This window comes from Pararhodobacter sp. CCB-MM2, assembly GCF_001691415.1.
GTDB lineage: Bacteria > Pseudomonadota > Alphaproteobacteria > Rhodobacterales > Rhodobacteraceae > Pararhodobacter.
The window spans coordinates 1-21,489 of record NZ_LRRR01000007.1; the positions used below are offsets into that span (position 1 = coordinate 1).

Annotated in this window: 17 protein-coding genes and 1 pseudogene; 11 read left to right on the plus strand and 7 right to left on the minus strand. The window is 68.0% G+C overall.

What is annotated here, in order from left to right:
• Positions 1-124, minus strand: a pseudogene (locus BCY78_RS25210) (electron transfer flavoprotein subunit beta/FixA family protein); the annotation flags it as partial.
• A 167-nt stretch (positions 125-291) separates the two neighbouring features.
• Here BCY78_RS25210 and BCY78_RS09475 point away from each other — a divergent pair.
• From BCY78_RS09475 to BCY78_RS09505, 7 genes are all read left to right on the plus strand, one after another.
• Positions 292-1,209, plus strand: coding sequence for a LysR substrate-binding domain-containing protein (locus tag BCY78_RS09475; RefSeq protein ID WP_068300726.1), 918 nt, complete (start codon positions 292-294; stop codon positions 1,207-1,209).
• 108 nt (positions 1,210-1,317) lie between these two features.
• On the plus strand, positions 1,318-3,741 hold the full coding sequence (locus tag BCY78_RS09480; RefSeq protein WP_068300727.1) for an FAD-dependent oxidoreductase: 2,424 nt from the start codon (positions 1,318-1,320) through the stop codon (positions 3,739-3,741).
• A 123-nt stretch (positions 3,742-3,864) separates the two neighbouring features.
• Complete coding sequence (locus tag BCY78_RS09485; protein ID WP_068300729.1) at positions 3,865-4,851, plus strand: tripartite tricarboxylate transporter substrate binding protein; 987 nt, start codon at positions 3,865-3,867, stop codon at positions 4,849-4,851.
• A gap of 47 nt (positions 4,852-4,898) precedes the next feature.
• Positions 4,899-5,807, plus strand: a complete 909-nt coding sequence (locus BCY78_RS09490; protein ID WP_068300731.1) for an alpha/beta hydrolase — start codon at positions 4,899-4,901, stop codon at positions 5,805-5,807.
• Positions 5,804-6,253, plus strand: a complete 450-nt coding sequence (locus BCY78_RS09495) for a tripartite tricarboxylate transporter TctB family protein (protein ID WP_068300733.1) — start codon at positions 5,804-5,806, stop codon at positions 6,251-6,253. Before BCY78_RS09490 ends, BCY78_RS09495 begins: the two co-directional genes overlap by 4 nt.
• A 9-nt stretch (positions 6,254-6,262) precedes the next feature.
• On the plus strand, positions 6,263-7,747 hold the full coding sequence (locus BCY78_RS09500) for a tripartite tricarboxylate transporter permease (protein ID WP_068300735.1): 1,485 nt from the start codon (positions 6,263-6,265) through the stop codon (positions 7,745-7,747).
• Positions 7,744-8,880, plus strand: a complete 1,137-nt coding sequence (locus BCY78_RS09505) for a mandelate racemase/muconate lactonizing enzyme family protein (RefSeq protein WP_068300737.1) — start codon at positions 7,744-7,746, stop codon at positions 8,878-8,880. The genes BCY78_RS09500 and BCY78_RS09505 overlap by 4 nt, the downstream gene beginning before the upstream one ends.
• Here BCY78_RS09505 and BCY78_RS09510 read toward each other — a convergent pair.
• From BCY78_RS09510 to BCY78_RS09525, 4 genes are all read right to left on the minus strand, one after another.
• The gene (locus BCY78_RS09510) at positions 8,877-9,791 is read right to left on the minus strand and encodes a LysR family transcriptional regulator (protein ID WP_068300739.1); all 915 of its coding nucleotides are present in this window, start codon (positions 9,789-9,791) and stop codon (positions 8,877-8,879) included. The two genes, BCY78_RS09505 and BCY78_RS09510, sit on opposite strands and share 4 nt — an antisense overlap.
• Positions 9,792-9,853: 62 nt before the next feature.
• On the minus strand, positions 9,854-11,263 hold the full coding sequence (pyk, locus tag BCY78_RS09515) for a pyruvate kinase (protein WP_068300741.1): 1,410 nt from the start codon (positions 11,261-11,263) through the stop codon (positions 9,854-9,856).
• Positions 11,264-11,278: 15 nt separating this feature from the next.
• The gene (locus BCY78_RS09520) at positions 11,279-12,523 is read right to left on the minus strand and encodes a glycerate kinase (RefSeq protein WP_068300742.1); all 1,245 of its coding nucleotides are present in this window, start codon (positions 12,521-12,523) and stop codon (positions 11,279-11,281) included.
• A gap of 1 nt (position 12,524) precedes the next feature.
• On the minus strand, positions 12,525-13,598 hold the full coding sequence (locus BCY78_RS09525; RefSeq protein ID WP_068300743.1) for a tartrate dehydrogenase: 1,074 nt from the start codon (positions 13,596-13,598) through the stop codon (positions 12,525-12,527).
• A 131-nt stretch (positions 13,599-13,729) separates the two neighbouring features.
• On the opposite strand from BCY78_RS09525, the gene BCY78_RS09530 reads away from it, so the two are divergent.
• From BCY78_RS09530 to BCY78_RS09545, 4 genes are all read left to right on the plus strand, one after another.
• Positions 13,730-14,644, plus strand: a complete 915-nt coding sequence (locus BCY78_RS09530; RefSeq protein WP_068300745.1) for a LysR family transcriptional regulator — start codon at positions 13,730-13,732, stop codon at positions 14,642-14,644.
• A 117-nt stretch (positions 14,645-14,761) separates the two neighbouring features.
• The gene (locus BCY78_RS09535; protein WP_068300747.1) at positions 14,762-15,730 is read left to right on the plus strand and encodes a TAXI family TRAP transporter solute-binding subunit; all 969 of its coding nucleotides are present in this window, start codon (positions 14,762-14,764) and stop codon (positions 15,728-15,730) included.
• A gap of 82 nt (positions 15,731-15,812) precedes the next feature.
• Positions 15,813-18,005, plus strand: a complete 2,193-nt coding sequence (locus tag BCY78_RS09540; RefSeq protein ID WP_068300749.1) for a TRAP transporter permease — start codon at positions 15,813-15,815, stop codon at positions 18,003-18,005.
• Between the two features lie 155 nt (positions 18,006-18,160).
• A complete protein-coding gene (locus tag BCY78_RS09545) occupies positions 18,161-19,441 on the plus strand; it encodes an aspartate aminotransferase family protein (protein ID WP_068301029.1) in 1,281 nt (426 codons plus the stop codon).
• 52 nt (positions 19,442-19,493) lie between these two features.
• Here the strand turns inward: BCY78_RS09545 and BCY78_RS09550 are convergent, their stop codons facing one another.
• Together BCY78_RS09550 and BCY78_RS09555 are read right to left on the minus strand one after the other, a co-directional pair.
• Positions 19,494-20,279 (minus strand): enoyl-CoA hydratase/isomerase family protein, encoded by a 786-nt coding sequence (locus BCY78_RS09550; protein WP_068300751.1) that lies wholly within the window; start codon positions 20,277-20,279, stop codon positions 19,494-19,496.
• Position 20,280: 1 nt separating this feature from the next.
• The gene (locus tag BCY78_RS09555; RefSeq protein WP_068300753.1) at positions 20,281-21,483 is read right to left on the minus strand and encodes an acetyl-CoA C-acyltransferase; all 1,203 of its coding nucleotides are present in this window, start codon (positions 21,481-21,483) and stop codon (positions 20,281-20,283) included.
• Positions 21,484-21,489 lie beyond the last annotated feature (6 nt).

Consider the following 21,489-nt stretch of genomic DNA (forward strand, 5'->3'; position numbering starts at 1 on the left):
CGATTTCGTCGAACGGGTTCATCGACATCTTCACGTTCGCAAGATCGACACCAGAACCGTCCGCCTTCACGCGAACCTTCACGTTGTAGTCGATCACCCGCTTCACGGGTACGAGCACTTTCATGGGAACCCCCTTGGCTGATCCAAATTTCACCACGACTACCTGACAGGGCGCGTCCGGACAGGCAAGAAATCATCGACAATCGAAAGCAATAGTTTTCTGTACGCCGCGCCTCTATGCGCCGATGCCTGAGGATTGCGCGGCGCGCGGACAGCGCCTAGCCTGCCACCATGCACCGCCTCCGCGCCAGCCTGCCTTCGGCCAATGTCCTCTTCACCTTCGAAGCCGCCGCGCGGCGACGCAGCTTCACCGCCGCGGCCGAAGAGTTGAACGTCTCGCAACCCGCCGTGTCGAAGATGATCCGCCAATTCGAGGCGTCCTTAGGCTTTCGCCTGTTCCACCGCGACACCCGCCCGCTGGAACTGACAGCCGAGGGCAAGCGCCTGTTTCAGGAGGTCGAGCGCAGTTTCGACAGCCTGCATGGCACGATCCAATCGATGCGGCAGGGCGTCCGGCGCGAGACGGTTCGCGCAGCGTTTTCGGCCTCGTTCATCCAGCTTTGGCTCTTGCCGCGCTTGCCGGACTTCCATGATCGGCACCCCGGTATCTCGCTGTCTCTGGAAGAGAGCAGTCAGGAAGATTTCGACCTGTATTCAGAGGGGTTGGACCTGTCCTCGCGCCTCGGTTTCGGGGAATGGCCCGACCTTGAGGCCCGGTTTCTGGTGCCCGAGGTGATCTTCCCCGTCGCCCATCCGTCGCGCGCGACGGAGGCGGAGCCGAGGCTTCTGCATTTCCGCGAACGGCACCGGGTTCGCTTCGGTTGGGGGGATTGGTTCGCGCAGGTTGGCGGGGCGCCGGTGCGGGACGAGGAGAAGGTGGTCTTCGCGGATGCGCTCGGGTCGCTGGGGGCTGCGGCCTCGGGGCACGGGATGGCGATCGGCTGGGCGCATCTGGTGCTGGATGCCATCCGGCAGGGGCGGCTGGCCCCGGTCGGCGAGCGGCGGATCACCACCGGCAAGGCGATCTGGCTGGTGAACCCGCGCAAGCGCCCGTTGGGCCCCGCCGCTCAAGCCTTCGCCGATTGGGTGGTGCAGCGGATGCAGGCGGATATGGCGCAGGATGCCGCGCTGTTCCAGACCGAAGCCTGAGGAACCAACCGGCCTGCACCATGACTTCAGGTTATGCTCCGCGGCATATTTTCGAGACTTCCCACAGCCCCGCCGCCGGTCGCACACTGTTGGGCAAAGGAGAGCCTCATGGAAAAGCAGTGCAGGGTGGTGGTGATCGGCGGCGGTTGCGTGGGGGCGGGGATCCTCTATGGCCTTGCCAAGCGCGGTTGGACCGATGTGGTGATGCTGGAGCGCACGCAGCTCACCGCGGGATCGACCTGGCATGCGGCGGGTCTTATCCCCAGCTATGCCCGCCACCGGCCCATCGGCACGATGATCCAGAAATCCATCGAGATCTATGAGGGCTTGGAGGCAGAGACCGGCCTTTCGGTCGGTTGGCACAAATGCGGGCAGCTGCGGATCGCCAAGACGCAGGATCGGCTGGACGAGTTCCGCAGCTACCTCGATACGGCGGATACGCAGGGCATCCGGGCCTCGCTGCTGGACAAGGCCGGGGTGCATGCGCTCTGGCCGCTGCTGCGCGCGGATGAGGAGATGCTCGGCGCGCTCTATCATCCGGACGACGGGCATATCGCGCCGGCGGATGTGACCATGGCCATGGCCAAGGGCGCGCGGGATCTGGGCGCGCGGATCTACCAGCAGACCGAGGTGCGCTCGGTGCGCCGCTCTCCCTCGGGCGAGTGGGTGCTGGAGACCAACCGCGGCGAGATCACCTGCGAGCATGTCGTCTCGGCCACCGGGAATTACGCGCGTCAGACCGGGGCGATGTTCGGGCTGGACCTGCCGGCGATCCCGATCCTGCACCAATATTGGATCACCGAAGCCGTCCCGGCCATCCGCGCGCGCAAGGAGGCCGGCCTGCCCGAGATGCCGATCCTGCGCGACGAGGCCTTCGAGGGCTACATCCGCGAGGAAGGCGACGGGCTGATGTTCGGCCCCTACGAGCGGACGGAAAAGCTGAAGTTGTTCGCCGAGAACGGCGTGCCCGACTGGTTCGGGGCCGATCTGGTTGAGGAAGATTTCGACGCGGTCGAATGGAACTGGGAAGCAGCGATCGAGTCGGTGCCGGTGCTGGGCGAGGTCGGCATCAAGGCCAATGTCCGCGGCCCGTTCCAGATGACGCCCGATGAGCTGCCGCTGATGGGCAAGGCCTGGGGCGCGCCGAACCTCTGGCTGGCCGAGGGCGTACCGGGCGGCATCCTGTGGGGCGGCGCGATCGGCCATTACCTGTCCGAACAGATCGTCGAGGGCGGCAACGCGCTGGATACCTCGGCGCTGGACCCGCGTCGCTATGGCGATCACGCCAACAAGAACTGGCTGAAGCCGAAGATCCTGGAAAGCTGGGGCACGCATGGCCAGCAGCATTATCCCGGCGAAGAGCGTGAGGCCTCGCGTCCTGCGAAGACCGCGCCGTCCTATGATTTCCTCGATGCCAAGGGTGCGGTCTGGGGGGTGTTGAACGGTTGGGAACATCCGAACTGGTTCGCGCCCGAAGGGATGCCCAAGGTCAATCAGGCCGGCTGGCGCTGGACCGAGAAGGGCGTGCAGGTCGGGCGCGAAGTGAAGACCGTGCGCGAGGCTGCCGGGCTGATCGAGATGAGCTTCATGGCGAAGTTCGAGGTCTCGGGCCCCGGGGCGGGGGCGTGGCTGGACGGCATTCTGGCCAACCGGCTGCCGCGTCCGGGGCGCGCGAACCTCAGCCACATGCTGTCGCCGCGCGGGACGGTGATTGCGGAATACACGGTGTCCTGCCTTGGAGAGGACCATTATTTCCTGATCGGCACGCCCTCGGCCGAGCGGCTCTATTTCGACGAGCTGGAGCGGGTGAAGCCCGACGGGGTGAGCCTGCGCAATGTCTCGGGGCAATGGGCGGGAATGACCGTCGTCGGCCCGCAGGCGCGTGCGATACTGCAGGGCCTGACCGAGACTTCGCTGGAGACGGCGGATTTCCCGTGGTTCGGCGTGAAGGAGGTCAACCTCGGGCTGGCCAGCGCGGTCCGGATGCTGCGTCTGAACTATTCCGGCGAGCTTGGTTGGGAGCTGTATTGCCCGATGGAGTACCAGCGCGGCCTCATCGCCCAGATCTTCGCGGCGGGCGAGCCCTTGGGGCTGAAACCGGTCGGAACGCAGGCGCTCGAGAGCCTTCGGTTGGAGAAGAGCTACCGCGCGATGTACCGCGATATGGGGCCCGAGCTGACGGCGTGGGAAAGCAGCCTCGACCGGTTCATCGCGCTGGACAAGGGGCCGTTCACCGGGCGCGAGGCGCTGATGGCCGCCAAGCCGACGCACCGCAGCGTGACGCTGTCGATCCCGACGGACGGCGTCAGCGTGATCGGCGGCGAGGCGCTGTATCGCGAGGGGCAGATGGTCGGGCGCGTGCTGTCGGGCAGCTATAGCTATACCCTCGGCCACGACATCGCCATCGCGCTGCTGCCGGTGGGCACGGCGACCGGCGACACGGTGACGCTGACGCTGCTGGGCCAGCCGCTGGAAGGAACGGTGATCGCCGAGTCGCCCTATGATCCGACATCGGCCCGCGCGCGGGTTTGATGCCTCCCCGGACTGCGGCGGGATTATTCAACGGTTTTATACAATCCGATGCACGTTGATGGGCGACTGTCCTGCCGGGATAGTCGCCCTCAGACCGTCACATCTGGTTTTGGGAGGAACCGCATGACCATCCTGTCGCTTTCCCGTCGTCACTTCGCCGCGCTCGGTGCCTCGGCCGCCGTTCTGGCTGCGCTGCCGCTCGCCGGCCATGCGCAGAGCTGGCCCAATGGCTCCGTCCAGCTGATCGTGCCCGCGCGCGCCGGCGGCGGTACCGATGCCATCGCCCGTGTCGTCGGCGCGGCCATGCAGGAGGCCCTCGGCGCCCCGGTGGTGGTGGTGAACAACGCGGGCGGCTCGGGCGCCGTCGCGGCCGAGCAGGTGCGCACCGCGCGGCCCGATGGCCAGACGCTGTTCTTCGGCAATTCGGGCCTGTTCGCGGTCTATCAGACCGGCGGCTATCAATTCGACCCGACCGGCGATTTCACCTCGATCGCCGCGCTGACCTCGCCCGTGACCTATTCCGTCGTGGTCGCGGCGGATAGCGAATACCAGAGTGTCGCCGATGTCGTCGCCGATGCCGAGGCGCGGCCCAATCAGGTGGTGTTCGGCATCCAGCCGCGCGGCACCACGCATTTCATGGCAGGCCTGCTGCAGCAGGATACCGGCGTGCAGTTCCGTCTGGTCGATGCCGGCACCGATGCCGACAAATGGGTGCAGCTGCAGGGCGGGCAGATCGACGTGACGCTCACGAACAGCCCCGGCACGATCCAATATGTCGACGCTGGCGCGGTGCGCATCCTCGGCACCATCGGCGGCGAGCCGGGCCGCGATCCGATCCTGCCCGATGTGCCCTCGCTGGTCGAGGCGGGCTATCCGAACGCGACGCTGCCGGTCGACCTGATCGTGCTGGGGCCCGAGGGCATGGACCCGGCGGTGGTCACGGCGATCAACGCCGCACTGGCCGAGGCCGCGCAGGATCCGACCGTGATCGAGCGTCTGACGCAGATGAACACCTCGGTCACCGCCCTGTCGGTCGCCGACAGCACCACCCGCATGACTGAAACCAACGCCCGCATCGGCGAGACCGCGACCGCACTGGGTCTGCGCTGACCTGCCGGGGCGCGGCTGCGGCGGCGCCCCCCTCACCCGGACATCCCATGACTATCGATTGCACCCTGACGGCCGGCGCCCGCGTCGCGCTGGCCGAGGAGATGCGCGCAACGCCCGTGCCGCCGCTCGCGCCCGAGGCCGAGGCGCTGATCGCCCGCTGCCAGCGCACCGAGTTGGCCGTGCCCACCCGCCACGGCCCGGCCCGCGTCTACCGGCTGGACCCGCCCGGCCCGGCGCGCCAGCGTCCGGTCTATGTCAATGTCCACGGCGGCGGCTTCGTGCGGCCGCACCGCATCCACGACACCGCCTTCTGCGCCGAGATCGCGCTGGCGCTGGACTGCACTGTCTTCGACCTCGATTACCGACTGGCGCCCGAGCACCCTTTCCCCGTGGCGATCGAAGAGGCGCATGACCTGCTGGGCTGGCTCACGCAGGAGGCCGAGGCGCTGGGAATCGACGCCACGCGCATCGTCCTCGGCGGCCACAGCGCCGGGGGCAATGTCGCCACCGTCGTCTGCGGGATGCTGGCACAATCCGCCGCGGCGCGGGTGATCGGGCAGCTCTTGGACTATCCGTTTCTCGATGCCGTGACGCCGATGGCCGACAAGGTCGAGCCCGGCAGCACGCTGCCTCTGCGCCGGATGGAGGCCTACAACGTCCTCTATGCCGCCACAGAAGACCGGCTCTCGGATCCGAGGATCTCGGCCGTGCTGACCCCGCCCGCGCTGCTGGCACTGATGCCGCCGGCGCTGGTGATCATCGCGGGCCTCGACCCGCTGCGGCACGAGGCGCGGCGCTATGCCGGGCAGCTGATCGACGCGGCGGTGGATTGCGAGGTGCGGCAATTCGCGGCCTCGGACCACGGGTTCACCAATCTGGGACAAGCCGAACACGCGGAGGCCCGCGCGGCGATCCGCGACTGGCTGTCCCGCCGTTTCAAGGGAGAGCGCGCATGACCCGCGACCGTATCCTGGGCCTCGGCCTGATCGTGCTGGGCGGGATCGGCGTTGCCCTGTCGCTCGGCATCCACGCGATGACCTTCAACAATGACCCCGGCCCGCAACTGTTCCCGATCTTCGCCTGCACGATCCTGGGATTCTGCGGGCTGATGATGCTGCTCACCGGCAAGAGCACCCCTAACACCGGCCCCGCCTTCACCGCCGAAACCGCCCGCGCCGGCATCATGGCGGCGTTGATGGTGGCCTATGGCGTGGGGCTCTGGCTTCTGGGTTTCGCCCCCGCCACGGCGCTGATGGCCTTCGCGGTCTATTGGGTCATCGCCGGCCCTAAACGCCACGAGGCCTGGATCGGCGCGCTCTATGCCCTGCTCGTCACCGGCGCGATTTGGCTGCTGTTCGCCAAGCTTCTCAACGCCTTCCTGCCGCAAGGCATCCTGTTCTGAGGTCCCGCGATGAGTGACATCCTGACCGCCCTGACCACGCTCCTGGCACCGGGCACCTTCCTGATCATCCTCGTGTCCTCGGCCCTCGGCATCGTGTTGGGCGCGATCCCCGGCCTGTCCGGCGCGCTGGGGGTGGCCCTGCTGCTGCCCCTGACCTTCGGCATGCCGCCCGAGATCGGCCTCGCCATGCTGGTGTCGATCTGGGTCGGCGGGGTTTCGGGCGGCATGGTCGGTTCGATCCTGCTGGGCATCCCCGGCGCGCCGTCCTCCATCGCGACGACCTTCGATGGCTACCCGATGACCCGCAACGGGCAGGCGGTGAAGGCCCTCGGCGCTGCCATCGTTGCCAGCTTCATCGGCACCTTCCTGTCGATCCTGATCGCCATGGTCGCCTCGCCGCTGATGGCCCGCGCGGCGCTGCTGCTGGGTCCGTGGGAATATTTCGGCCTCGGCATCTGCGCGATCTCGCTGGTGGCGGCCCTGTCGCGCGAGAAGGTGTTCCACGGCCTCGCCGCGGCGGCGATCGGCCTGATGCTGGCGACCGTGGGTTTCGCGCCGATCGACGGCTCGCCGCGCTTCACCTTCGGCTTCGTGCAGCTGTCCAGTGGCTTCGACCTGATCCCGGTGATGCTGGGTCTGTTTGCGATCAAGCAGATCGTGCAGGATTTCGGCCGCGGCGAACAGCAGGTACCCAAGATCGACGTCAAGGATATCAAGGGCTTCGGCGTCACCATGCGCGAATACCGCGACAACGCCTGGAACATCACCCGGTCCTTCCTGATCGGCCTCTGGATCGGCTTCCTGCCCGGCATGGGCGCGGCATTGTCCAACATGGTCGCCTATGCGCAGGCGAAATCGGCCTCCAAACACCCCGAGCAATTCGGCAAGGGCTGCGTCGACGGCGTCTTCGCCTCCGAGACCTCGAACAACGCGGCCGTGGGCGGCGCGCTGATCCCGATGATCGCGCTGGGGATCCCCGGCGATGGCACCACGGCGATCCTGCTCGGCGGGTTGATGATCCACGGCATTCAGGCCGGCCCCCTCCTGTTCACCAACAACGCCGAGGTGGTCTACGCCCTGTTCCTGACCGCGCTCATCGCCTCGGTCGTCGTGCTGGCGCTGCAATTCTTCGGCATGCGGCTGTTCCCGGCGATCCTGAAGGTGCCCTATCACTTCCTCTATCCCGCGATCGTCGCGCTGGCCTTCATCGGCGTCTTCGTCGCCAACGCCTCGCCCTTCAACTTCGCGCTGATCCTCGGCTTCGCGGGCCTCGGCCTCGTGATGGACAAGGTGGGACTACCGACCAGCCCCTTCATCCTCGCCTTCATCCTCGGCCCGATGCTGGAGCTGAACCTGCGCCGGGGCATCACCTACACCGACGAGGGGCTTCTGCCTTTCGTGACCCGCCCGATCTCGGGTCTGCTTCTGGCCTTCGCCGTGCTCAGCATCGCCTGGCCCTATCTGAAACCCCTGTTCCGCCGGACTGCCCGATGATCATCACCCGTATCGCCACCCGTGAGGCCGGCCCCTATCTGTTCACCGAAGTCGAGACCGCCGACGGAAGCATCGGCATCGGCGAGGCCGGCGATTGGGCGCATCTCGACGCGGTGAAGACCGAGATCGGCAAGCTGGCCGCGTATTTCATCGGCAAGGACGCAAGCCGGATCGAGCATCACTGGCAATATATCCAGCGCGCGACCTTCTTCCGTTCCTCGGTGCTGCTGAGCGCGCTGGCCTCGATCGACATCGCCTTGTGGGATCTAAAGGCCCGCGCGCTGGGGGTCTCGGTGGCGGACCTCCTGGGCGGACGGACCCGCGACCGGGTGCGGACCTATGCCGTCGCCCATGGCGAAACGCCCGAGGAACTGGCCGCCGCCTGTCTGCGCGTGCAGGCTCTGGGCTTTGATGCGGTGCGGGTGATCCTGCCCTCGATGCGTCATCCCGGCATGAAGGCCGAGGAGCATATCCATGCCCGGCGAGTGGGAAGCGCCATCGACAAGGTTCTGGCCTGCCGTGACGCCGTCGGCCCCGATTTCGACCTCTGTGTCGAGGCGCATCGGGCGTTTTCCGTCACCGAGGCCGTCGCCATCGGTCGCGGCATCGAGGAAGCCCGCCCGCTGTTCTTCGAGGATCCGATCCCGCCCGAAAGCCCCGAGGCCATGGCCGAGGTCGTCCGCCGCGTGCCCGTACCGATTGCCACCGGTGAACGCGCGGTGTCGCTTCAGGAATTCGCCACGCTTCTGCGCATCGGCGTTCAGGTGCTGCGCCCAGATGTCTGCGCCATCGGCGGGCTCACCCCCTCGATCAAGGCCGCGCATCTGGCCGAGGCCGCAGGCGCGACCATCGCCCCGCACAACCCGCTGGGGCCGGTGTCGACGGCGGCGTGTCTGCAGCTCGATCTGATGTCCTCGGCCTTCCTCATTCAGGAATTCCCCAGCTTCAACATCGACGGCTCCGAGAATTCGATGCTGACCGAGCCCCTGTCCCTGTCTCGCGGATACCTTGAGGCGCCGACCGGCCCCGGTCTGGGCATCGCCCTTGCCCCCGACATGGAGGCACGGTTCCCGGCCAAGCAGCGCGCGCTGTATCCCGCGATCGGCTACGACGGCTCGGTCGTCGGCCGCTAAGCCGTCGCGGCAATCGCATCGAGATGGCGGTCCAGCACCGCCATCACCGTATCCCGGCGCGGATCGCGGGTGCCGCGGGGCCAGACGGCGGTGATCACGCTCTGCGGCCATTCCGCGCTTTTCGCCGGGTCCAGCGGCAGGAAGATCACCCCCGGCGCGGCCATCCGCTCGGTCCAGCGCGGCAGGATGGCGAGGCCGGTGCCGGTGCTGACCAGTCCGACGATCGTGTGCTTCTCGGCCGCGTATTGCATGATCTTCGGCTGCATCCCGGCATCCGCGAACAGCTTGATCGTCAGGTCATGCGAATAGCGGCGCGAGCGGCGGTCGGGCAGGATCATCGGCTGGTCCCGCAAATCGCCCAACTCCAACCGCGCGCGGCCGGCAAGCGGATGGGTGACGGGCAGGGCGACGACCATCGTCTCGTAGAACAACGTGCGGAAATAGAGCTTCGGATCGCGCACTTCGGGCGGGCGGCAGAAGGCCAGATCCAGCCCGCCGCTGAGCAGCTTCGGCAGCAGGATGTTGGTCTTGTTCTCGATGAGTTCGATCTCGTAATCTGGCGCCTCGGCGCGCAAAAGCGGCAGCAGCTGCGGGATCAGCCCAGTCGCGGCGCTGTCGATGGCCCCGATCCGCAGCACCTGCGATTCCGCGCGTCTCAGGCCCTGAAGCCGCGCCTCGAAGGCGTCGAAATGGCCGACCAGCGCGCGCGCCTCCTCAAGGATCTCGCCCCCCGCCTCGGTCAGCGCGACCTGCCGGGTGGTGCGGTCAAACAGCCGCCGGTCGAGCTGTTCCTCCAGCAATCTTATGTGCCGCCCCAACGAGGCCGGCAGCATGTCGAGCGACTGGGCGGCCTGCCCGAAATGTAGCGTGTCGGCGACGGCAAGGAAGGCGCGGAGCTGGATGATGTCCATGTCTGACAAGGGCTTGAGGGGCAGGGGGCCAGCATAGCGTCTGGCCCCCTTTTGCCAAGCGCCTAGCGGTAGGTGGCGACGCGGATGTTGTTGGTGCTGCCCGATTGGCCGAAGGGGACGCCGGCGAGGATGACGAAGCTGTCGCCCGGCTCGGGGCCGATCAGCCGCGCGCTTTCCTCGCGCGCCATCGAGACCATGCTGTCATAGTCCAGCGCGGCGCTTTCCAGCACCGAGCGCGCGCCCCAGACCAGTGCCATCCGGCGCGAGACGCGGGCGTCGCGGGTCAGCACGATCAGGGGCAGGGCCGGGCGGCGGGCGGCGACCCGTTGCGCCGTGGCCCCGCTCATCGAATAGGCGACGAGGCAGCGCGCGCCGATCGCGCAGGCCAGGACCGCGCCGCTGTCGGCGATGGACAGGGCCGTGCCCTCGGCGTGCGAGCGGGTGGCGGCGATGGTGCGCGCATAGGCGCCGTGACCCTCGGTGCGGCGGATGATGCGGTCCATGACTTCGACCGCCTCGGCCGGATAGGCGCCGGTCGCGCTTTCGGCGGACAGCATCACCGCATCTGCGCCGTCATAGATCGCGGTCGCCACGTCCGAGGCCTCGGCCCGGGTCGGCGCCGGGGCCGAGGTCATCGATTCCAGCATCTGCGTCGCCACGATCACCGGGCGGCCGAGGTTGCGGCACAGCGCGATGATCTCCTTCTGCCGGGCGGGCACATCCTCGGGCGGGATCTCCACCCCCAGATCGCCCCGCGCGATCATCACCGCATCCGAGCGCGCGGCGATGGCGTCGATTTCCTCCAGCGCCGAGGGTTTCTCGATCTTCGACACAAGGCCCGCACGGCCGTCGATCAGCCTCAGGATCTCGTCCAGATCGGCGGCCCGTTGCACGAAGGACAGCGCGACCCAATCGACGCCCTCGGCCAGCCCGAAGGCCAGATCGGCGCGGTCCTTTTCCGTCAGCACCGGGAGGTCCAGCACCGTATCGGGCAGGTTCACGCCCTTGCGGTTGCTGAGCATGCCGCCCTCGGTGACCTCGGCCTCGATCCGCTCACCGACCGAGACAACCCGCAGCCGCACCCGCCCGTCATCGATGAACAGCCGGTGGCCGGGGGCGATGGCGGCGAAGATCTCGGGATGGGGCAGGGGAAGGAGGGCCGGATCTTCGCTGCGATCGGCCTGCACGAAAGTGACGCGCTCATGCCGGTCGACGGGGCGGGCGCCGCCGGGCAGCCGGCCGAGGCGGATCTTCGGGCCCTGCAGGTCCTGCAGGATGCCGATCGGCACGCCGACCTCGGCCTCCAGCGCGCGGATGGCCCGGAGGACGGCGGCATGGGTCGCGTGGTCGCCATGGCTGAAGTTCAGCCGGAAGGTATCGACGCCCGCGTTGAACAATTTGCGCAGCATGAAGGGCGCGGCCGAGGCCGGGCCGACGGTGGCGATGATCTTCGCCCGCCGGGTGCGGATCATGGGATGTTCCTTGGCTCAGCGGACCAATATGGCCCGGAAATCGTTGACATTCGTCAGCGTCGGGCCGGTCTTCACCAGCGCGTCCAACTGGTCGAACAAAGTGTAGCTGTCGTGGGTTTGCAGGGCATAGGCGGGGTTGAGGCCGGCCCGGCGCGCGTTCTTCAACGTGTCCGGGCCGATGATCGCGCCGGCGGCGTCCTCGGTCCCGTCGATCCCGTCGGTGTCGCCGGCGAGTGCATGGATTCCGGGATGACCGTCCAGGGCCAGCGCCAGCGACAACAGGAATTCGGTGTTCCGCCCGCCCCGACCCGGCGCGGTCTGGCCGATGCTGACGGTGGTTTCCCCGCCCGAGAGCAGCACGGCGGGTGCCTTCACCGGCGTGCCCTGCGCGGCCGTAGCGCGGGCGATGCCGGCCATGAGGATGCCCGCCTCGCGCGCCTCGCCCTCCAGCGCGTCGCCGAGGATCAGGGGGGTGAGGCCGGCCTTCAAGGCGAGTTCGGCTGCGGCCAGCAAAGACATCTGCGGCGTGGCGATCAGGCGGAAATCGGGGGTGAAATCCTGCGCCGGAGAGGGTGTTTCGATCAAGCGACGGGCTGCATCGGGCAGGTCGGGGAGCTTTGCCAGCAGTGGCGTCAGATCGTCCGAGGACGAGGGGTCCGGCACCGTGGGCCCCGAGGCGATGGCAGCGGGATCATCCCCCGGCACGTCGGAAATCGCCAAGGTGACCAGCCGGGCAGGGGCCGCCGCCAAGGCCAATCGCCCGCCCTTCACCGCCGACAACCGCCGCCGGATGCGGTTCATGTCGTCGATGGCGAGGCCGGATTTGAGCAGCGCCTTGTTCACCGCGATCTTGTCGGCGAGCGTCAGCCCCTCGGCGGGCAAGGCCAGCAAGGACGAGCCCCCGCCCGAGATCAGCGCCAGTACCAGATCCTCGGGGCCGGCGGACTGAGCCAGCGACAGGATCTCGCGCGCCGCTGCCTCGCCCGCCGCATCGGGGACTGGATGCGCGGCCTCGCGGATGGTGATCCGTTCGCAGGGGACGGCATGGCCGTAGCGGGTGACGACCACGCCCGACAGATCGACATCGGGCCAGGCCCGCTCCACCGCCCGCGCCATCGCCGCCGAGGCCTTGCCCGCGCCGATGACCAGACAGCGGCCCTTGGGTTTTTCGGGCAGATGGCGGGCCAGCACAACGGCGGGATCGGCCGCCGCGATGGCCGCGTCGAACAGGGCCCGCAACAGGGCCGCCTCGCCCGCCATGTCAGATGTTCTCGCCACGGATCGCGTCGCAGACGGCCTCGGTCACCTGCACCGTCGTCGCCTTGCCGCCCACATCCGGGGTCATCACGCCATCGGCGCAGACCTTCTCGACCGCGCGCATCAGACGCTCGGCCGCCGCCGGTTCGCCCAGATGCTCCAGCATCTGCGCCGCGGTCCAGAAGGTGGCGACCGGGTTGGCGATGCCCTTGCCGGTGATGTCGAAGGCCGAGCCATGGATCGGCTCGAACATCGAAGGATAGCGCCGCTCAGGGTCGATATTGCCGGTCGGCGCGACGCCGAGGCTGCCCGCCAGCGCGCCGGCCAGATCCGACAGGATGTCGGCATGCAGGTTGGTGGCAACGATGGTGTCGAGGCTGCGCGGGTTCTTCACCATCCGCACGGTCATCGCGTCGACCAGCATCTTGTCCCAGGTCACATCGGGGAATTCCTTCGACACTTCGGCGGCAATCTCGTCCCACATCACCATGCCGAACCGCTGAGCGTTGGATTTCGTCACCACCGTCAACAGCTTGCGCGGACGCGACTGGGCCAGCCGGAAGGCGTAGCGCATGATCCGCGTGACGCCGACGCGGGTGAAGATGGCGACCTCGGTGCCGACTTCCTCGGGCAGCCCCTTGTGCGCGCGGCCGCCGTGGCCCGAGTACTCACCCTCGGAATTCTCGCGCACGATGACCCAGTCGAGATCCCCCGGACCGACGCCAGCCAGCGGCGACTGGATGCCCGGCAGAATGCGGGTGGGGCGGACGTTGGCGTATTGGTCGAAGCCTTGGCAGATCGGCAGGCGCAGGCCCCAGAGGGTGATGTGATCGGGCACATCGGGCGCGCCGACTGCGCCGAAGAAGATCGCGTCGAAGGCACGCAGCTGCGCCGGGCCGTCCTCGGGCATCATCGCGCCGGTGGCCTTGTAGCGGGCCGAGCCCCAGTCGAATTCCGTCACATCAACGGAGAAACCTCCGTCACGGCGGGCGGTCGCCTCCAGCGCCTGAAGCCCGGCGGCGATGACCTCGGGGCCGATGCCGTCGGCGGGAATGGCGGCGATCTTGTAGTGTTTCATGGCGCTGTGATCCTCCTCGATCCCCGCCCGGACGGGGCAGGGTGCCTTGCATGGGCCCACGCTATCCGCGCCGCTCTGGACGGGGCAACGCGCCGATGATTATATACAATTCCGCAATGAAAGGGTCCGGCATGGATATCGCGCAGCTCAGGTGCTTTCTGGCCGTGGCCGAGGCGATGCATTTCGGCCGGGCCGCGCAGTCGCTGGACATGCTGCCCGCGTCCTTGGGGCGGCAGATCCGCAGCCTTGAGGATCGGCTGGAGGTGAAGCTGTTCCTGCGCACCACCCGCAGCGTGTCGCTGACCGAGGCCGGCTCGGCGATCCTCGAGGACGCGCGCGCGCTGGTCGCGCAATCCGACCGGCTGGAGGAGAAGCTGCGCGGCATCCGCAAGACCGAGATGCCGGTGCTGCGCGTGGGCGCCATCGACAGCGCGGCGGCCGGGCTGATGCCGCAGCTGTTGCAGCATCTGCGGGCCGAGCATCCGGATATCGAGGTGCAGCTGATCGAGCAGAAGACCATCCACCTGCTGCCCAAGGTGCTCAGCGGCTCGATCGACGTGGCCTTCTGCCGTCCGCCCGATGTGCGTGACCCTCGGATCGCGTTCCGTACGCTGTTCTTCGAATCTGCCGTGGTCGCGCTGCCGACCGATCATCCCTTGGCCGGACGGGCCGAGCTGGACATCGCCGATCTGGTCGATGCGCCGCTGATCGTGCCGGACCGACGCTCGCGCCCGCATTCGCATGACCTGACGATCAAGCTGTTTACCGAGGCCGGGCTGACTGCCCGCGTCGCGCAGGTGGCCGAAGAGAAGCACACGATCGTCAACCTCGTCGCCACCGGCACCGGCCTTGCCATCGTGCCGCGCTGGACCAGCCGCATCGCCATTCCCGGCGTCGCCTATGTGCCGCTGGCGATCCCGCCGGGGGCGACGCGCTCGAAGCTGATCCTCGCCGCTGCTTGGGCTCGGGGCACGCGGGACGCACAACGCGACGCGCTGCTGGAGGTGCTGGAGGCGCATCTGGAGGGCATCGAGGCCTCTGCCTGACTATATCGACATAGAATATAATGTCTGGCGCATTGAGCCGCGCCGTCCTTGCCGACACTCTCCCCCTTCATGGGAGCCCGCATCGCCGGGTTCGGAGGTTCTTTTGGAGGAGAGACCATGAAACTGACGCTTCTGGCCACCCTGGCCGCCACCGCGCTGGCCGTGACCCCCCTGGCCGCTCAGGACCGCGCCGGCTGGCCGGACAATCTGCGCATCTCGACCGGCTCGCAGGGCGGGGCGTATTTCGTCTGGGGCTCGGGCCTCGCGACGCTGATCGGCGAGGCGCTGGGGCAGGCGGCCTCGGTCGAGATCACCGGCGGCCCGGTGCAGAACGTGGCGCTGGTCGAGGCCGGCGAGACGATGATGGGCTTCACCACCACCGGCCCGGCGCAGGAGGCGATGCAGGGCGAGAGCGAACTCATGCCGGGCGTCGAATTCACCCAGCTGCGCGCGCTCTTCCCGATGTACCAGACGCCGCTGCAGGCCGTGGTTCTGGCCAACAGCGGCATCGAGACGATCGAGGGGCTGGACGGCCACCGGGTCAACATGGGCCCGGCGACCGGAACCTCGGCGACCTATTGGCGGCGCTATTTCGCGGCCAATGACATGAACGTCACCGAAAGCTACGCGGGCGCCTCGGACGGCGCGGGCCAGCTGGCCGACGGTCTGATCGACGCCTTCGTCTATGCCGCGGGCCTGCCGACCGGCGCCTTCAGCCAGCTCGCCATCGAGAACGAGGTGACCTTCCTGCCGCTGAGCGAGGCGAACATCCAGTCCTTCCTCGATGCCGTGCCGTCGATGCAGCGCTTCACCATCCCGGCCGGCACCTACAACGGGCAGGATCAGGATGTGGCCAGCGTGGCAATGTGGAACTTCGCCATCGCCAATGCCGAGATGCCCGAGACGCTGGCCTACGAGATCACCAAGCTGGTGCTGGAGAACAACGAGCGGATGCGGCAGGTCCATGCCTCGGCCATCGAGGCTTTGGCCGAGAATTGGGACACCAACAATTTCGTGCCCTTCCACCCGGGTGCCGTGCGCTACTACGCCGAGATCGGCATCGAGATCCCGGCCGAGCTGCAGTAACCGCCGCTCCTCCCCCGGCGCCCGCGTGTCCTGCTCCCGACGCGCGGGCGTTTTTCATCCGCTGACCAGCCCGGTGACCCGAATGTCCGACACTCTCGATCCCGACCGCGCCGCCCCCGACCATGCCAGCGACGCGCCGATCCTTGCCACCGAGGCCGTGGACGAGGATCCGCCCTCGTCCAACCAGCGCCGCTTCCTGTCGGCGGGGCATTGGGCCTTCGCCTCGGCCTGCGTCGCCTATTCGCTGTTCCATCTCTTCGTGATGAACGTCTACCCGCTGGAAACCTGGACCTACCGGCTGCTGCATCTGGGCGGCGGATTGATCCTCGGCTTCCTGCTGTACGCGGCGCATGGCGTCGACGAGGCCGCCCCGGCCCCGCGCCGGTCGCTGGCGAGCGTGGCCTTGCTGGCGCTGGCCGCGGCGGGGGTGCTCTATGGCGGGATCGCCATCGGCGCGGTCTGGGTCAACGGCGTGGTTCTGGGCAATGCCCGCCCGCTGGGCTGGGCGGTGAGCAGCTTCGGAGTGCCGCTGACGATCGGCACGGCGGCGGCGGTCGCGCATGGCTGGATCTTCGCCGATCATCGCATCGGAAGGGTCACGCTGTCGGATCTGCTGCTGGTCGTGGCGACCCTCGCCTCGGTCGGCTACACGATCTTCTTCTCGCGCCAGCTGCAGATGCGGGCCGGCATGCCGATGGCACAGCCCGGCGACATGTGGGCGGCGGTGGCCGGGGTGATCCTGATCCTCGAGGCCGTGCGGCGGATGGCGGGGCTGGCGCTGGTGATCATCGCCGGCGTCTTCGTGCTCTATGCCTTCGCGGGGCCGTGGCTGCCGGGGATCTTCGCCCATGCCGGCTACGCGCCGCTGCGCTTCTTCTCATATATCTTCACCGACAACGGCATCCTGTCCGCGCCGATCGCGATCTCGTCGACCTATATCATCCTGTTCGTGATCTTCGCGGCCTTCCTGCAAGCCACCCATGTCGGCGCCTATTTCGTCAACGTGGCCTTCGCCGCGGCGGGTCACAAACGCGGCGGTCCGGCCAAGGTGGCGGTCTTCGCCTCGGGGCTGATGGGCATGATCAACGGGACCTCGGCGGGCAACGTGGTCGCCACCGGGTCGCTGACCATCCCTCTGATGAAGAAGGTCGGCTACAAGGGCCAGACTGCCGCCGCGGTCGAGGCCGCCGCCTCCTCGGGCGGGCAGATCATGCCGCCGATCATGGGTGCCGGCGCCTTCATCATGGCCGAGATCACCGGCATTCCCTACACCGAGATTGTCTGGGCGGCGGTGATCCCGGCGGTGCTGTATTTCGCCTCGGTGTTCTTCATGGTCGACCTGATGGCGCAGCGTTTCGCCATGGTGGGCCTGCCGCGCTCGGCCCTGCCGAAATTCGGCGCGCTGATGAAACAGGCCTATCTGTTCGCGCCGATCGTCGTACTCGTCTGGGCGCTGTATTCGGGCTATTCGGTGATCCGCTGCGGCACGCTGGCGATGATCACCGCGGCCGTCGTCTCGTGGCTGACGCCGAACCGCATGGGCCCGCGCGCGCTGTTCCACGCGCTGGATCTCGGCGCGCGGATGGCGCTGCAGCTGGTCGCGGTCTGCGCAGCGGCGGGCATCATCGTCGGCGTCATCGCGCTGACCGGGATCGGCACGCGCTTCTCGGCCCTGCTTTTGGGCATCGCCGATCAGTCGCAGCTGCTGGCGATGGCCTTCTCGATGCTGGTGGCGGTGGTGCTGGGCATGGGGATGCCGACGACGGCGGCCTATGCCGTGGCGGCTTCGGTCATCGCGCCGGGCCTTGTGAACCTCGGGATCGAGCCGCTGACCGCGCATTTCTTCATCTTCTACTTCGCTGTGATGTCCGCGATCACGCCGCCCGTGGCCTTGGCCGCCTATGCCGGCGCGGCCTTGGCGGGGTCCGATCCGATGAAGACTTCGGTCGAGAGTTTCCGCATCGGCCTCGCCGCCTTCGTGGTGCCCTACATGTTCTTCTTCTCGGATTCGCTGCTGATGCAGGGGGACTGGCTGGACACGGCGCACGTCCTCGCCTCGGCCCTTCTGGGGATCTACCTGCTGTCGGCGGGGATCATCGGCTGGTACTTCGGGCGGATCGGCTGGGCGGCGCGGGTGCTGCTGATCGGGGGCGCCTTGGCGATGCTGGACGCAGGGCTGGTGACGGACCTCGTGGGCTTGGCTATCGGCGCCGGTCTGTTCGCGGTGCAGCGGCGGCTGGTCCGGCCTCAGGACGTAGCGCGCGGTGCGGATTGAGGGACCGCCACCGAATTGCGCAGGCCATCGCTGATCCGAGCGATGGCCCCTATCCAGCAGCCGGTGTTATCGCTTAGAAATCCTCCAGCCCCTGTGCCTGAGCTGGAGGATTTCGCGTGCTCGACAACAAACCCAACGACCTTTCGGCCTTCTGGATGCCGTTCACGGCGAACCGGCAGTTCAAGCAGAACCCGCGCATGCTGGTCGGCGCGAAGGACATGCACTACACCTCGGCCGACGGTCGTCAGATCCTCGACGGCACCGCGGGCCTGTGGTGCTGCAACGCCGGCCATTGCCGCCCGAAGATCGTCGAGGCGATCCAGAACTCGGCCGCCGAGCTGGATTATGCCCCCGCCTTCCAGATGGGCCATCCGGCCGCTTTCGAGCTGGCCAACCGGCTGGTCGAGATGTCGCCCGAGGGCTTCAACCATGTCTTCTTCACCAACTCGGGCTCGGAATCCGTCGATACCGCGCTGAAGATCGCGCTGGCTTATCACCGCGCTCGCGGCGACGGCGCTCGCACCCGTCTGATCGGGCGCGAGAAGGGCTATCACGGCGTCGGCTTCGGCGGCATCTCGGTCGGCGGTCTGGTCAACAACCGCCGCGTCTTCGGCTCGCTGCTGAACGGCGTCGACCACATGCAGCACACCTATCTGCCCGACGAGAACCGCTGGGCCAAGGGCCTGCCGGACCATGGCGCCAACCTCGCCGATGAGCTGGAGCGCATCGTCGCCCTGCACGGCGCGGATACCATCGCCGCGGTGATCGTCGAGCCGGTCGCGGGCTCGGCGGGTGTGATCCTGCCGCCGAGGGGCTATCTGCAGAAGCTTCGGGAAATCACGAAGAAACACGGCATCCTGCTGATCTTTGATGAGGTCATCACCGGCTTCGGTCGCCTCGGTACCGCCTTTGCCGCCGATTATTTCGGGGTGATGCCGGACCTGATGACGACGGCGAAGGGCCTGACCTCGGGCACGGTGCCGATGGGCGCGGTGTTCACGACCTCCGAGGTGCACGACACCTTCATGAACGGCCCCGAGCATATGATCGAGCTGTTCCACGGCTATACCTATTCGGGCTCGCCCATCGCCTGTGCGGCGGGTCTGGCGACGCAGGCTCTGTACAAGGAAGAGGGCCTGTTCGAGCGCGCGGCCGAGATCGCGCCCTATTGGGAAGAGGCGCTGCACTCGCTCAAGGGCGTGAAGCATGTGATCGACATCCGCAACCTCGGCCTGATCGGTGCGATCGAGCTGGAGCCCATTCCGGGCGAGCCGACGAAGCGGGCGTTCTCGGCCTTCCTGAAGGCCTTCGAGAAGGGGATCATGGTGCGCACGACGGGCGACATCATCGCCATGTCACCGCCGCTGATCATCGAGAAATCCCATGTCGACCAGCTGGTCGGCACGATCAAGGACGTGCTCGAGACGCTCGACTGACCAACAATCCGGCGCGCGGGGACTGCCCGCGCGCCGATACACTTCTAGGCGATTAAGCGCCCTGGAACTTCGGGTCGCGCTTGCCGGTGAAGGCGGCCACCCCTTCGGCGAAATCCGCCGTGGCGGTGGTGCGGATGAAGGCGGCGCGTTCGGCCTCCAGATGCTCGGCGAGGCCCATGTCGCTGTCCATCAGCGCCTTGAAATGCCCGTAGGCCTGCGTCGGACCCGAGGCCACGCGCAGCGCCAGCGCCTCCAGCTCGGTGTCGAACGCCTCGGCATGGGCGGTGCGGTCGACGAGCCGGCAGGCGAGGGCCTCGGGCGCGGTGATGACCCGGCCGGTGAGCATCATTTCGAAGGCCATGCCGCGCCCGACGCGCCGGGGCAGGAACCAGCTCATGCCGCAATCGGGCGGGGCGCCGACGCGGTCATAGGCGACGACGAAGCGGGCCTTCTCCTCGGCGAGGATCAGGTCGCCCGACAGCGCCAGCGACAGGCCAGCCCCCGCCGCGACGCCCTTCACCGCAGTGATCACCGGCGCCGGGTGCTGGCGCAGCGCGATGATCGCGGTGTTCAGCGGGTCCAGCAGGGCATGGATGACCTCGGGCGCGCGCTCGATGCCGTTGGCGGTGAAGGTCGCAACATCGCCGCCCGCCGCGAAGGCCCGGCCCGCGCCGGTCAGCACGATGCAGCGCAGGCCGGGTTTGGTGGTCAGCGCGCGCACGGCCGTCAGGAAGTCCTGCGCGGTCGCGGCGTCGAGGGCATTGAGCACCTCAGGGCGGTTGAGGGTCAAGCGGCCGATGCCGGTCGCCGGGTCGAAATCGGTCAGGACGTTGGACATCTCAGGCCTCCAGCAATTCGACGCCGACAGCGGTGGCTTCCCCGCCGCCGATGCAGACCGCCGCGACGCCGCGGGTCTTGCCGGCGCGCCGCAGGGCGTTGAGCAGGGTCACCACGATCCGCGCGCCCGAGGCGCCGATCGGATGCCCCAGCGCGCAGGCGCCGCCCAGCACGTTCATCTTCTCATGCGGGATCGACAGGTCGCGCATCGCCACCATGGGCACGACGGCGAAGGCCTCGTTCACCTCCCACAGGTCGACATCGGCGACGGTCCAGCCGGTGTTCGTCAGCAGCCGGTTGATGGCCGAGACGGGCGCCGTGGTGAACAGCCCCGGCTCATGCGCGTAGGAGGCGTGGCCGGTGATCCGGGCGAGGGGTTTGAGGCCCCGTTTTGCCGCTTCCGATTCCGTCATCAGCACCAGAGCCGCCGCGCCGTCCGAGATCGACGAGGAATTCGCCGCCGTCACCGTGCCGTCCTTGCGGAAGGCGGGTTTCAGCGTCGGGATCTTGTCGGGGCGGGCGCTTTTCGGCTGCTGGTCCTCGGCCAACGTCACCGTCGCGCGGCCCGAGGGCGCCTCGACCGGCACGATCTCGGCCGCCGCGACGCCATTGGCCGAGGCCTCCAGCGCGCGTGACAGCGAGGCGAGGGCATAGGCATCCTGCTCCTCGCGCGTGAAGGCATAGGAGCCCGCGCAATCCTCGGCGAAGGTGCCCATCAGGCGGCCGCCCCCGTTTTCACCGCGGTCATAGGCGTCTTCCAGCCCGTCGAAGAACATGTGGTCGATGACCTGCTGATGGCCTAGACGGGCGCCCGCGCGCATCTTCGGCAGCAGGTAGGGCGCGTTGGTCATGCTCTCCATCCCGCCCGCGATGGCGACGGTGGCAGAGCCCGCGCGCAGCTGGTCATGGGCCAGCATCAAGGCCTGCATGCCCGAGCCGCACATCTTGTTCAGCGTGGTGCAGACGGTGCCGAGCGTGAGCCCGGCCTTCAGCGCCGCCTGCCTCGCCGGGGCCTGCCCCTGACCCGCGCCCAGCACGTTGCCCATGAGCACGGTGTCGATATCGGCGGGTTGAAGTCCGGCCTGATCGACCGCGCCCCGGATCGCGGCGGCGCCGAGGTCGCTAGCGGGAAGGGACGCGAAATCGCCGAGCATCCCGCCCAAGGCGGTGCGTTTGGCGGCGACGATGACGATGGTTTCACTCATGGCAGC